This is a genomic window from Streptomyces sp. SCSIO ZS0520, from assembly GCF_025643355.1.
GTDB classification, from domain to species: Bacteria; Actinomycetota; Actinomycetes; order Streptomycetales; family Streptomycetaceae; genus Streptomyces; species Streptomyces physcomitrii.
The window spans coordinates 474,614-486,587 of record NZ_CP092644.1 but is presented as its reverse complement, the minus strand read 5'-3'; the positions used below and the strand labels follow the sequence as shown (position 1 = coordinate 486,587).

Sequence of the window (11,974 nt, the reverse complement as noted above, 5' to 3'; positions counted from 1 at the left end):
GTGTGGTGGCAACCGGAGTACGTGTGGTCGTCGCCGACGACGTCAGCCGAGGAGGGGGAAGGGGCGGTCCGTGCGGGCCCGCCGCACCAGGAGGGCCTCGGCGGCGGGTGCCCCGACCGCGAGCCCGTGGTGGCGGGCCAGCAGTTCGACCGCGTCCTCGTCCAGCCCTCGAAAGCCCTGGCCGGCGTAGCTGTAGCAGCGCAGTGCCCGCTTCTTTCGGTCCAGTTGGTCCACCACGGGTACGTACAGGTTCGGAGTGAACTCGCTGTGCCGTACGGTGCGGAACTCGTTGGGCCCGAACTGGACGAGCCCGGTGTCCGGCCAGCGCCGGGAGGAGGAGACCACCGCGTCGGCCAGGCGTACGTGGTCCCGGTGGGAGTCGCCCTCCCAGTGCGTCAGGACCGCGGCGGGCCGCGTCTTCTCGACCAGGGTGTCGACCAGCCCCACCAGCCGGTACTCGGGGACGTCCTCGACCTGGTCGTACTGGCCGTCCGCGAGCCAGTGGACCCGGTGTCCGAGGATCTCGGCGGCCCGCTCGGCCGCGGCTCTGCGCAGCGGACGCAGCGCGGGGTCGTGCTCGGACACCGTCGCGAAGGCCACGGTCACCTCCGAGCCCCGGTCGCAGAGTTGGGCGACCGTCCCTCCCACCGCCAGCTCCGCGTCGTCGGGGTGGGCGGCGACGACGAGTACGGGGTTCATGTGGACCCCTTGCGGCTGGTCGCCAGCGTCTCGGCGAAGGCGTGGAGGAAGACGCGCAGTTCCTCGGCGTTCGGGCCGCCGGAGTCGGTGACCGCCTTGTCCAGACCGGGACAGCGGTCGGCGAAGAGGGGCGCCTTGACCCCGGCCAGGGAGACGCCGTGTGCGACGACCTTGACCCAGGTGGACTCGTAGAGCGCGGCCCCGTCCAGGACGGCTCCGGTGAGGTCGGACTGGCTGAAGCGGCTGTAGGCGCAGTTGGCGCCCGCCAGTTGGGCCTCGCGCAGGTCGGCGGCGACGATCGCCTGGACGAGGGTGCTGTTGCGCAGGTCCGCGCCCCGCAGCCGCATCCCGCGCGGCGGGTCGCCGGTGATGCAGGCGCGGTAGAGGTTGGCGTTGCGCAGCCGCACATTGCTGAGGTCGGTGTCACGGGCCGTCAGGCACCGGCCGATGAGCGCGGTGAGATCGGCACCGGAGAGGTCGCTCTCGACGAGGTGCAGGTTCTCCGCGGTGGCCTCGCGGAGGTCGGCGCCGCGCAGCGAGGTCGTCGAGATCTTGCCGTCGGAGAGCGCGGCGCCGGCGAGGTCGGCGCCGTTGAGCGCGGAGCGGCGCATGCGCACGCCGGTGAAGTCGGCCTGGCGCAGTACGGCTCCTTCCACGGAGACGTCGCAGAGGTCCGCTCCCACGGCGGCCAGGCCCGCGGCCGACCAGCCCCGCCCGCGGACCGTGTCCACCCGCAGACCGGGCAGGCTCGCCTCCGCCAGTACCAGCTCGTCGGCGCAGGTGAGGCGTTGCAGCACCAGCCCTTGCCCGGTCGCCGCCCGCAGCGAGGTGCCGCGCAGGCTCGACTTCGTCACCGTCGTCTGGTCCAGACGGGCCCTGTCCAGGCTGGCGTGGTCGAGGAGGCACTCGTTGAGGGTGGCGCCCTGCAGATGGGCTCCGGGCAGGGAGGCCCGGCTCAGATCGCACTGGTAGAAGCCCGCGCCCGCCAGCTGGGAACCGCCCAGCTGGACGTCCCGCATGCTGCACCCGTGGAAGAGGGTGCCGGTGGCGTCACGCAGCCCCGTGAGGTCGGCCCCGTCCAGTTTGCAGGTCTGCACCGCGAGCGCGTGGACGTAGGCGGCGCGCAGACTGGCCCCGGCGAGGTCGGTGCGCTCCATGCCCGGGCACACCATGGTGACCTCGCTGAGGTCGGCGCCCTGGAGGACGGTGCCGTGCAGGACCGCCCGGTTGAGCGTGGCGCGCCGCAGATCCGCCCCGCTCAGGTCGAGACCGGCGAGGTCCGCCTCCACGAGGTCCAGTCCGCGTCCGGTGGTGTCGAGGAGGGACTGGGTCATCTCCGACAGCTTCTTGAGCGCGGCGGAGCGCGCCTTGGGGCTCTCCGCACGGGCTACGGCAAGACAACATTCGGTGTGCGCGGTCACTGCCACGGGTGACGCCCTCTCCTGTCGAGGTCCTGGTCGTGCGCGGATGCGGTGCCACTGCCGACGCGGGCGTCGTGATCTGCGAGGAGTCCGCGCAGCCAGGCACCGGTGCGTGCGGCCGTCTCCTCGTCCCACCTGGGGCCGTGTTCGAGCACCAGGACCGCAGGTGACGCCCGGGCCAGGAGCTCGGGGAGCACCGCCGGCAGATCGAGGTACCCGTCGTGGGGCCGCTGTTCGGGACGAGCCAGCTCGTGCCCGTGGACGGGGTACCGGTCGGCGGTGGTGTTGTACACGTGCATGCTGCGGATCGAACGGCCGAGGTGCCGGGCGAACCGCACGGGACCGTGGGGCGGGCCGAGGAGGTGGGCGTGCCCGAGGTCGAGGCAGAACCCCAGCTCCGGGCGGCCGTCGAGGGCGGCGCGGTACTGCTCGGGCGTGCGCAGCAGGGGATTCGGCGAGAGGTTCTCGATGAGTACGGGGACCCCGTGTGTCCTGGCGAGTCCGGCCAGACTGTCCAGGAACCCGTCGCGGGCGGCGGCGAAGCCTTCCGGACGGAACGGCGGGTAGGGGCTGGGGAAGTGGACGACGACGTGGACGGCGTCGAGCCGTGCCGCGCAGCGGACCGTCTCGGTCACGAGGCGGAGCGCTTCCTCGGCGTCGCCGGGCTCCGGACCGGTGGGCGCGAACCGTCGCAGCGGCTGCGGTCCGTCGTAGGGGACCGGGGTGTGCAGCGCGGGGCGGACACCTGTCCGGCGGCAGAAGTCCGTGATCGCGGGCAGGGAGCCGGCCGGATAGTTGTAGAACTCGACCACGTCCGGTTCGAAGTGGCTGAGCCGGTCCAGGGCGTCCGGGTCGGCGAGCGCGCTCGTCGAGACACCGAGCAGGGTCATGGGGTACCACCCGCCAGGCGCAGGGCCAGCTGCCGGGCAGCGAGGCGGTCCGCCTTGCCGGTCCGCCCCAGCGGGAGTTCGTCGACGGTGTGCACCTGGTCCGGCAGCTTGTACGGCTCCAGGCGCTCGCGGCCCCAGGCCCGCAGCTCCCCGCGGGGCGGCACCGGCCGGGATCCGCGGACGACCAGGAGATGGGTGCGCTCGCCGAGATCCGGATCGGGCACCCCCACGGCGAGGCACTCGGTGCACGCGGGGTGGCTCGCATAGCAGTTCTCGATCTCCAAGGGGGAGATCTTGATGCCGCCGCGGGAGATCAACTGCTTGGTGCGTCCGCCGAGTTCGACCAGTCCGTCACCGGGCCGGAGCCGGGCGAGGTCGCCGGTACGGAGCCAGCCGTCCGTGAAGGCCTCCCGGGTCTCCCGCGGGTCGCCCAGATAGCCGGTCATCACATACGGCGTACGGATCCACAGGTCCCCGGTCTCCCCGGCGGGACACTCCTTGCCCTCTTCGTCCGCGATACGGAAGGAGACCTGGGGGCTCGGGCTGCCGATGGTCCCCGCGCCCTTGTCGTAGGCCTCCGGGGTGAGGATGAAGTCGGAGGTCGAGGTCTCGCTCAGGCCGTACACGTCCGCGAGGCGGGTGTGCGGCAGAAGCTCCCTCAACCGCCTGCCGAGTCCGGCCGACAGAGGCTCCCCACCGGCGATGATCAGGCCGGGCGAGCCCTGTTCGGCCGGCAGCTCACGAGGTGACGGGGAAGCGTCGAGGGCACGGGCGAGCAGGCGGAGCATGCTGGGGACCATGGCGATGCGGTCCGTCCGCGAGGAGGCGAGCACCTCCCGTACCCGCTCCGCGTCGAACCGCGGGAGCAGGCGCAGGGAGCCGCCGTGGGCGAGGGTCAGCAGTGCGGTCCACTGGGCGAAGCTGAAGTTGAGCTGCAGCACCTGGGTGGTACGCGACCCGGGGGAGAAGGGCAGCACCTCCTGTATCGCGGCGAGTTTGCCGGCGAAGGCCGCGTGGGAGAGCACCACCCCCTTGGGCTGTCCCGTGGAGCCCGAGGTGAAGACCACGAGGGCCTGGTCGCCGTCGAGTTCCTCCGGCGGGGCGGCGTCCTGAAGCGCCGCGGGGGAGGCGCCGCCCTGGGCACGCAGCCACGCGGCGGTCGGGCGGGCGGAGTCCGTACGTGCCGGTTCCGTACCCGCCGGTGCGGGCAAGGGCGTGAACTCCTCCCAGGCCGGGGGGTGATGCGAGGGTGCTCCCAGAAGCAGCCGGGCGCCCGTTCGGCGAGCGGTGGTGAGGACAGCCGAGACCGGTGAACTGCGGTGCACGGGGACGACCGCTGCCCGGGCCTTCCAGGCCGCGAAGTGGCAGACAAGGTCCTCTGCCCGATTGCTCACCGCCACGAGGACAGGCCGCCCCGGCTCGTGGCCGGCTGCTGTCAGCTCTGCATGGAGACGATCGGCGTCCTGCGCCAGTTCACGAAAGGTGAGCCTGCGGGTGCCGTCGTCCAGAGCTTCCTGGGAACCGAAGCGTGCGCAGGCGTCGGCAAGCATGTGGTCGAGGCGTACGGGCATGGTCGATCCTCCCTCCGCATGGGGTGGGCCATGGGAGTTCTACACCGAATTCGAGGGGTTTCCAGGAGGACTGCCGAACAGGAGATCGCTGTGAATGTGAATTCCGCAGGGCTGGGCACGGGAAACGAGAGACTTTCAGCAGGATTCTGCGGAGGCGAGGTTACGCGGTACTCGTCGACGGGTGCAGAGAAGTGAAATCCGGATGTCGGCCCTCTTGTTATTCCGTCGCACCGGACGACGACGGAAAGCAATCTACCCGGACTCCCTGGATCTGATACCACCCGAAACTCCCGGGGAAATCGCCGCAAGCGTTTCGGTCGGTTTTGGTCCACTTTGAGGTGGCCGGAAATACGCTTCGGGCACCAGGCCGGCAAGGCGCGGGGCGACTGCCATGCCCCTCCTGCCGGGTGAGGGCGGTGACGCTTTGCGTTCGGATGAGCGCGGTCGCGTCGGGTCGGCCCGAGGCGCGATCTCTACAGGTCGTGCGCCTTCCGGGACCCTTCCCCGAAACGGAGGGGCCCTGTCGAGATGCTGACTCCATGTGACGATGAAACGCCAAAGGTGAAGAAGGCTCAACTGAGGCGAGGGGTGCTCGTGCTCGGCGGTGCTTCCCCGTGTTGCCTGGCGAGGCGGCCAATTCCAGTCGCCGTGAGCAGGCAACTGGAAGTAGTCGAGTCCGATTGTGTCCTCTCCGTGACATGACGATGGGTCACCTTCGGGGAGCTTCCGCGCGGCCGCCCCGCCCCGTCCTTCCTGCGGCGAGGGGTGTCCGCGCTGCCGCGGTACGACCTGCGCTGTGTCCGGGCCGATCGCGCCGAGTCGGCACTTCAGGCCGCGACGCACCTCCGGGACTCCGGATTCCGGAATGCGGCCGCGGGCCGTGCGCGACGCCGCCCGCGGCCGCTCCGGCGCTGTCCTCGCACGGCGCCGTGAATTGAACACAAGGGGTGATATCCGGTGGCGATCAATCGTTCTCCCCGCGCCTTGCCGACCGCTCCGGCTGCCCGTTTCGGAAGATGCCCTGCCCGTTTGGCGAGAGATTTTCGGGAATGCTTGCCGCCGACCGCGGCGCGGGTACAGTTTCCTGCCATGACCCGCTCGCGATCGGTCGATCCGGATCACTCGAACCACACGGACGAGGCGCGATGTATCGGCCTCATCGGAGGCATGAGCTGGCCCTCCACGCTGACCTACTACCGCGAGATCAATGAGAGAGTGGGCCGCATTCTGGGCGGCTCGCATTCCGCGCGCCTTGTCATCTGCTCGGACGACTACGCCGAGATCGAGCGCATGCAGCTGCACGATGAGTGGGAAGCCGCGGGAAGCCGCCTGGCCCACTCCGCGCGGAGGCTGGAGGCCGCGGGCGCCGATCTCGTCGGAATCGCCTGCAACACGATGCACCGTGTCGCGGCCGAAGTGCGCGAGGCCACCGACCTCCCCCTGGTCGACCTCGTCGAGTCCGCGGCGGATGCCGCCCTCGCCCGCAACGTCAAGAGCGCCGTGGTGCTCGGCACGCGCTTCACGGCGGCGATGCCCTCGTACGCGCAGGCGCTGCGGAGCCGCGGCATGACCTCGCAGCCCGTCCCCGCCGACGTCCAGCGCGCCCTCGATCGGATGATCTACGACGAACTCTGCCTGGGCAGCGTCACCGAGGAATCACGCCGGCTGCTGACGGAGATCATCTCCTCCGCGGTGGCCGCGGGTGCGGACGGCGTCCTGCTCGCCTGCACCGAACTCGGTCTCCTGGTATCGGCGTCCGACCTCGACGAGGCGGTCCTCATCGACACGGCCGAGGTCCATATCGACGCACTCGTCTCGGCCTCCCTGGGGCGGCGGAGCGTGGCCGGCTGATGGCTTCGCTAGCGCTGCCGAAGGAGTGTCCCGACTGCGCGGCGGACCTCCGTGGCGCCGACTCCGCGACACCCTCGCCCACCTGTGAAGGCCTCCTGCGCAGGATCGCCGAAGCCGCCGAGCGGACCGAGAAGAGGGGGCGGCCGAGCGGGGATCTGCTGCGCGACCTGGTCGCGCACGGCTGCCTGCGTCTGACCCTGGCGCGGAAGTACGGCGGCTCCGAGACCGCTCTCCCGGAACTCCTGCGCACGCTGCGCGAAATCGCCGTCGCCGACGCCTCCGTGGCGTGGAACGTCATGGTCTGGGCGCAGTCGCAGATCACTCTGGCGCGACTCCCGCTCCCCGCCTTCGAGAAGGTGGTCCGATCCGGTCCCGACGTCGTGGTCTCCGCCACGTCCGCGGGCGACGGCAGCGTCACCGATGCCGGTGACGGCCCGCGCCTGTCCGGTTCCTGGCGGTTCACCAGCGGAGTCCACCATGCCGAGTGGGTGCTCCTGCACTGCCGCACCGCCCTGGGTGATGCCGAGGAGGCGCACGGCGTCCTCGTGCGAAAGCCGATGCTCCGCGTGGACTCCTCCTGGGACGTCCTCGGTCTGCGCGGCACCGGCAGCGAAACGGTCCGTGCCCGGGAGATCCCCGTCGCACGAGAGGACCTCTACCCCCTCCAGGGGCACCTCTCCGCGGCGGCCACCCCCCACAGCCTGCTGCCCGTGCGACCGGCCTTCGCCCTCCATACGGCGGCGGTGGCCCTCGGCACCGCGCAGGCCGCCCTGGCCTGCCTCGCCCCGCCCCCGCAGCAGACCGGCAGGCAACAGGAGGACGGCCGCGCTCTCCTACGGGAGTGGCAACTCGGCGACAGGAGAGCACGCCTGGATGCCGCACTGGCCGGACTGGAACACCAAGGGCGCGGGGCGTGGTCCCTGGCCGCCTCGGGCGGCGCGCTGACCGCCGGTGACGCCGCGTCCGTGGCCGCCGCCGCGGTGCACGGTGTGGGGACCGCGGTGGAGATCGCCCTGTGGTGCTTCCAGAACGCGGGAAGCGCCGCGCTCTTCAACGGCACCCCTGTCCAGAGGCGTCTTCGGGACCTTCTGGCCATCGCCCAGCACGCCAACGTCCGCCCCTCCCAACTCGGTGACTTCGGCAGGCAGTTGATGGCACCTCAGGGGGGTGGGGGATGAACACCCTTTCCTCACGGGGCCAGCAGGCCGAGGACCGCGGTCGCCGTGGACCCGACGTCCCCCTCGTTCGCCACACGCAGGGCCGGGACCCCCCATGAGGCACCCACGCGGTCCGTGTGCGCGATCAGCAGTCGCTGCCGACGCGCGATCAGGTCGACACGCTCCGACCGCGCCTCCGGCGACAGGTCGAGCCAGCGGCGCGTCCGTCCGGACAGGGCGTCCGCACGGAGCCGGGCGTCTATGCGCGCGGCCGAGGCGGTGAGCAGGACGATTCCTCGCAGCAGGGAGACCCAGGGGCCCCCGCAGTCCACGGGCTCGACTCTTTCGAACGTAAGAAGATGTGCGTCGAGGAGAAGAGGACCGGGAGTGCTGGTGATGGCCTCGGTGAGCAGCGCGTGACTCGCGGAGATCCGCTTCTGCAAGGGGAGGGAATCCAGCGCCGAATAATCCCCGGGTGCCAAACCGAAGTGGTCCATGAGAGCGGCGGAGGCGGAGAAGTACCGGCAGTCGGGCGTGGATCTCAGCACTTCCGCGACAACCGTCGATTTGCCGACCCCATTGACTCCGGTGACCAGAACGCACGGCATGGTGTCCCTCGTCTCGCCATTGACCTCTTCAATTGGCCTGCCTAGGCTGAAGAAGTTCTACCAGCTCCGTAATTCCCCTCGGAAGGAGAACACATGCGGCACAAGCAGATCATCGTCCTCCCGTCCGCTCCGCGGACCTGTCGTTCGGGTTTGAAGCTGGGATCCCGCAGGCCCGCCCCGGGTTCCGCTGCCAAGCCGAAGCCTCCGTCCCAGTAGGACGGTCGCTGCCGCCGCCCGACTCACGTCAGGCGGCGGTTGCCTGCCGTTCAGCGCGCGCCCTCGTTGAACTCGGCGATGAGTCCGGGGAGTTGGGCAAGCGAGTCGATCTGCATCGTGGCGGGTGCGGAGTCCGCCTGCGTGCTGGACGGAATCAACCCCCACGGCCCGCGCCGGATCCACGCGGCCATCAGGCCCGCTCGCAGGGCGGGGTGGACGTCATTGCGCAACTGGTCGCCGACGTACAGGATCTCGTGCGGTTCGGCGGGCGCCGCTTCGACGAGGTGCTGGAAAAAGGCGGGATCCGGCTTGGAAATGCCCCGGTCGCCACTCGCGGTGACCAGATCCGCCGGCAGGCGCAGTTCGCGCAACGACGCGGCGACATCACGGCTCTGATTTCCGGCGATGCCGACCCAGAGACCGTTCTCGCGCAGGGCGGAGAGCGTAGGGCGGACATCGGAATACAGATCCTCCTCACCACAGCACTCGGTCATGCCTGCGGCATCCCGCTGTGCCCGCTCCTCGGCCAGGTCGAAACCGGGCCGGAATATCTGGAAGGTCTCGCGGAAGTCGCGCCCCTGTGCGACGACCGCGCCGAACACGGCTGAAAAGGTGTGCCGCGGTACTCCTAACCAGTCGGCCCAGGCGCCGTACTCCCGAGTCCTGTCGAGCAGGCATTCCCCGATATCGAAAACCACCGCGCGAATCATGGTCGCATTGTAGGGAGAGCGGCCTCGCCGCGGTCAGAGTCGGCCGGATTCCGTGAAGCGCCGCAGGAAGCGGCGAGTGCGCTCCTCGCGAGGGGCGTGGAAGAGCTGCTCGGCGGATCCGCGTTCCAGGACCACGCCCGCGTCCAGGAAGCACACCTGGTCGGCGATGTCGCGGGCGAAGGCCATCTCGTGCGTGGCCAGCACCATGGTCATGCCCTGCTCCTTGAGGTCCCGTACGACCTCCAGGACCTCCGCCACCAGTTCGGGATCGAGGGCCGCGGTGATCTCGTCCAGGAGCAGCAGCCGGGGCCGCACGGCCAACGCGCGCACGATGGCGGCCCGTTGCTGCTGTCCGCCGCTCAACCGGTCGGGGTAGGCGTCGGCCTTGGCGCCGAGGCCGAGCCGTTCCAGGAGTTCCCGCCCGCGTTGCTCGGCCTCCGCCCGGGGCACGCCGTGCACCCGGCGCGGGGCGAGGGTGATGTTCTCCAGCACGCTCATATGGGGGAAGAGGTTGTACGCCTGGAAGACCACGCCGATGCGGCGGCGCACCGCGTCCTGGTCCACGCGGGGATCGGTGATCTCCTCGCCGTCCAGCCAGATCGCCCCGTCGTCTATCTCCTCCAGGAGGTTGGCACAGCGCAGCAGGGTCGACTTGCCCGAGCCGGAGGCGCCGATGAGCGCGGTGACGGTGTGCGGGGCGACCTCCAGGTCCACCTCGCGCAGGACGAGGCTCGCGCCGAAGGTCTTCCGTACGGACCGCATGCGCAGTACGGGCGCCGGGTCCGCGGAGTCCGGGCCGCCGGGTCGGTCGCTCACAGCAGGCCTCCTTGTGCGCGGCGCCGGTCCGTCCGGGCGGTGACCCAGTCGGTGAGGCGGGTCATGGGAATGGTCAGCGCGATGAAGAGCAGCCCGGCCACCAGGTACGGGGTGTAGTTGAGGCTGCGGCCCACGATGATGTCGGCCGCCCGCACCGCGTCGACCGCGCCGCCGATCGAGACGAGCCCGGTGTCCTTCTGCAGGGACACCAGGTCGTTGAGGAGCGGCGGCACCTGGCGGCGGACCGCCTGGGGCAGGACGACGTGCCGCAGCGCCTGCCGGTTGGTCAGCCCCAGCGAGCGGGCCGCGGCCCGCTGCGAGGGGTGGACGGACTCGATGCCCGCCCGGAACACCTCGGCGACGTAGGCGGAGTAGGTGAGGGTGAGCGCGGTGCCGCCGAGCAGCACGGGGTCGACGCTCACGCCCTGGAGGCGCAGCGCGGGCACCCCCAGGACGACGATCATCAGGTTGATGATGAGCGGCAGCCCGCGGAAGAAGTCGGTGTAGGCGGCGGCCAGCGCGCGCAGCGGGAAGAAGACCGGCCCCGGCAGGGTCCGGGCGACGGCGATGAGCATCCCGAGGACCAGGACCGCGGCGCCGCAGACCAGCAGCAGCCGGACGTTGAGCCAGAGCCCGTCCAGTACCAGCGGCAGCGCCTCGCGCGCGTAGCCCGCGTCGAAGAAGGTCTCCCGGGTGCGGGACCAGCCCGGCGCGTTGACGACGACCAGGACGAGCGCCGCCGCCGTCACCAGCGAGGAGAGCGCGGCGACGGCCACGGCACGGCGGGACCGGGCGCGCTGGTACCGCTCCCGGGCGAGACGGCGCGCGGAGGGTACGTAGGGGTCCTCGCCGCCCGGCGCGAGCGGTTCGCCGCGGTCCGGCTCCTCCTTCGCCAGGGTCACGTGAGCACCGGTACGTCGGCGGCCTCGGTGAGCCACCGCTTCTCGATCTTCGCGAGCGTTCCGTCCTCGCGCAGGGCGTCCACCGCCTTCGAGACGCAGGAGGTCAGCGCGCTGCCCTTGTCGAGGACGAGGCCGAACTGCTCGGGCGCGGTGCCCCGTTCGGCGAACTGGCCGACGATCTCCGCGTCCTCCACCTCGGCCGCGGTGATGTAGAAGGCCGTCGGCAGGTCCACCACGATGGCGTCGACCTGGCCGTTGCGCAGCGCGGACTTGGCCTGGTCGTTCTTGGCGAAGGCGGCGGCGTCCCGCTGGGGCCGCACCACGTCGTCGATGACGTCCAGGCTCGTGGTGCCGACCTGGGCGCCGAGCTTCACCTTCCTCAGCGCGGCGACGGTTCTCGCCTTCGCTGCCGGTGAGCCCTTCAGGGCGACGACGGCCTGCCGTACGTCGTAGTAGCCCGCGGAGAAGTCCACGGCCCTCTTGCGCTCCTCGCTGACGGAGACCTGGTTGATGTCGAAGTCGAAGCTCTTGCGGCCCGGGGCGAAGGCCTTGTTGAAGGGCACCGTCTGCCACACCACCTCGGCCTTGCCGTAGCCGAGTCGCTTCGCCACGGCGTAGGCGGTGGCCGACTCGAAGCCCTTGCCGTTCGCGGGGTCGTCGTCCTGGAACCAGGGCTCGTACGCGGGCTTGTCCGTGGCGACGGTCAGCTTGCCCGCGGTCTGCGTCTTCAGGGCTCCCCGGGCGCAGCGCTCCGTGCCGCCGCCGGAGTCCGGGGCGGCCTCGCCGTCCGGCTGCGGGGCGCAGCCGGCCACCGCGGCGAGCAGGGCGAGGGCCGCGAGGCTCCGGGGCAGACGAGGACCGTGAGAGTTCCCGAGGACGAGATTCATGCCGGGTTACTTACCGTGCGAAGCCCTGCCTGTCGAGGCCGGAGGGGGCCGGTCCCGCATGCTGGGAACGGGTGTTGCGATCTTGTGAACGCTCACGGGGACGCGGCCCCGCAAAGCCCCCGCGGCGCTCGTCCGCGGCGTGCTCTTCCCGCAGGCCACCGCCCTGCCCGGGCGTTCCGGCCGTACGTTCGCGCGGACATCCCCCGATGGCTGTGCTCGCTACTCTGGGCGCGCGGGGCTGGGTGG

At 71.0% G+C, this 11,974-nt stretch carries 11 protein-coding genes; 2 read left to right on the top strand and 9 right to left on the bottom strand.

Annotation, left to right across the window (positions count from 1 at the left end; all coding sequences use genetic code 11):
* Positions 1-42: 42 nt before the first annotated feature.
* Genes MID12_RS01720 through MID12_RS01705 form a run of 4 tightly spaced genes read right to left on the bottom strand, consistent with a single transcriptional unit; the run spans position 43 to position 4,581 of the window.
* Positions 43-699, bottom strand: a complete 657-nt coding sequence (locus tag MID12_RS01720; protein ID WP_040246273.1) for a PIG-L deacetylase family protein — start codon at positions 697-699, stop codon at positions 43-45.
* Positions 696-2,126, bottom strand: a complete 1,431-nt coding sequence (locus tag MID12_RS01715) for a pentapeptide repeat-containing protein (RefSeq protein ID WP_263164397.1) — start codon at positions 2,124-2,126, stop codon at positions 696-698. The genes MID12_RS01720 and MID12_RS01715 overlap by 4 nt, the downstream gene beginning before the upstream one ends.
* Positions 2,117-3,010 (bottom strand): sugar phosphate isomerase/epimerase family protein, encoded by an 894-nt coding sequence (locus MID12_RS01710; protein WP_263164395.1) that lies wholly within the window; start codon positions 3,008-3,010, stop codon positions 2,117-2,119. The genes MID12_RS01715 and MID12_RS01710 overlap by 10 nt, the downstream gene beginning before the upstream one ends.
* Positions 3,007-4,581, bottom strand: a complete 1,575-nt coding sequence (locus MID12_RS01705) for a class I adenylate-forming enzyme family protein (RefSeq protein ID WP_263164393.1) — start codon at positions 4,579-4,581, stop codon at positions 3,007-3,009. Before MID12_RS01705 ends, MID12_RS01710 begins: the two co-directional genes overlap by 4 nt.
* Positions 4,582-5,670: 1,089 nt before the next feature.
* Between MID12_RS01705 and MID12_RS01700 the strand changes: the two genes are divergently transcribed.
* Together MID12_RS01700 and MID12_RS01695 are read left to right on the top strand one after the other, a co-directional pair.
* Complete coding sequence (locus MID12_RS01700) at positions 5,671-6,432, top strand: aspartate/glutamate racemase family protein (RefSeq protein ID WP_063778600.1); 762 nt, start codon at positions 5,671-5,673, stop codon at positions 6,430-6,432.
* Entirely contained in the window at positions 6,432-7,610 is a 1,179-nt protein-coding gene (locus MID12_RS01695; protein ID WP_263164390.1) for an acyl-CoA dehydrogenase family protein, read from the top strand. Before MID12_RS01700 ends, MID12_RS01695 begins: the two co-directional genes overlap by 1 nt.
* An 11-nt stretch (positions 7,611-7,621) precedes the next feature.
* On the opposite strand, the gene MID12_RS01690 is transcribed toward MID12_RS01695, so the two are convergent.
* From MID12_RS01690 to MID12_RS01670, 5 genes are all read right to left on the bottom strand, one after another.
* Positions 7,622-7,921, bottom strand: coding sequence for a hypothetical protein (locus tag MID12_RS01690; RefSeq protein WP_263164388.1), 300 nt, complete (start codon positions 7,919-7,921; stop codon positions 7,622-7,624).
* A gap of 542 nt (positions 7,922-8,463) precedes the next feature.
* Positions 8,464-9,123: an HAD family hydrolase gene (locus tag MID12_RS01685; RefSeq protein WP_263164386.1), complete on the bottom strand. Its 660-nt coding sequence runs from the start codon at positions 9,121-9,123 to the stop codon at positions 8,464-8,466.
* A gap of 33 nt (positions 9,124-9,156) precedes the next feature.
* Positions 9,157-9,885, bottom strand: a complete 729-nt coding sequence (locus tag MID12_RS01680; protein ID WP_263172800.1) for an amino acid ABC transporter ATP-binding protein — start codon at positions 9,883-9,885, stop codon at positions 9,157-9,159.
* A gap of 50 nt (positions 9,886-9,935) precedes the next feature.
* The gene (locus tag MID12_RS01675; RefSeq protein WP_040246267.1) at positions 9,936-10,841 is read right to left on the bottom strand and encodes an amino acid ABC transporter permease; all 906 of its coding nucleotides are present in this window, start codon (positions 10,839-10,841) and stop codon (positions 9,936-9,938) included.
* Positions 10,838-11,728, bottom strand: a complete 891-nt coding sequence (locus MID12_RS01670) for an ABC transporter substrate-binding protein (RefSeq protein WP_263164384.1) — start codon at positions 11,726-11,728, stop codon at positions 10,838-10,840. The genes MID12_RS01675 and MID12_RS01670 overlap by 4 nt, the downstream gene beginning before the upstream one ends.
* Positions 11,729-11,974: the final 246 nt, after the last annotated feature.

Excerpts from the sequence above, each read along its gene's own strand:
- MID12_RS01720 (WP_040246273.1), bottom strand. The coding sequence starts at position 699 with ATGAACCCCGTACTCGTCGTCGCCGCCCACCCCGACGACGCGGAGCTG.
- MID12_RS01710 (WP_263164395.1), bottom strand. The coding sequence starts at position 3,010 with ATGACCCTGCTCGGTGTCTCGACGAGCGCGCTCGCCGACCCGGACGCC.
- MID12_RS01705 (WP_263164393.1), bottom strand. The coding sequence starts at position 4,581 with ATGCCCGTACGCCTCGACCACATGCTTGCCGACGCCTGCGCACGCTTC.
- MID12_RS01700 (WP_063778600.1), top strand. The coding sequence starts at position 5,671 with ATGACCCGCTCGCGATCGGTCGATCCGGATCACTCGAACCACACGGAC.
- MID12_RS01695 (WP_263164390.1), top strand. The coding sequence starts at position 6,432 with ATGGCTTCGCTAGCGCTGCCGAAGGAGTGTCCCGACTGCGCGGCGGAC.
- MID12_RS01685 (WP_263164386.1), bottom strand. The coding sequence starts at position 9,123 with ATGATTCGCGCGGTGGTTTTCGATATCGGGGAATGCCTGCTCGACAGG.
- MID12_RS01680 (WP_263172800.1), bottom strand. The coding sequence starts at position 9,885 with ATGCGGTCCGTACGGAAGACCTTCGGCGCGAGCCTCGTCCTGCGCGAG.
- MID12_RS01670 (WP_263164384.1), bottom strand. The coding sequence starts at position 11,728 with ATGAATCTCGTCCTCGGGAACTCTCACGGTCCTCGTCTGCCCCGGAGC.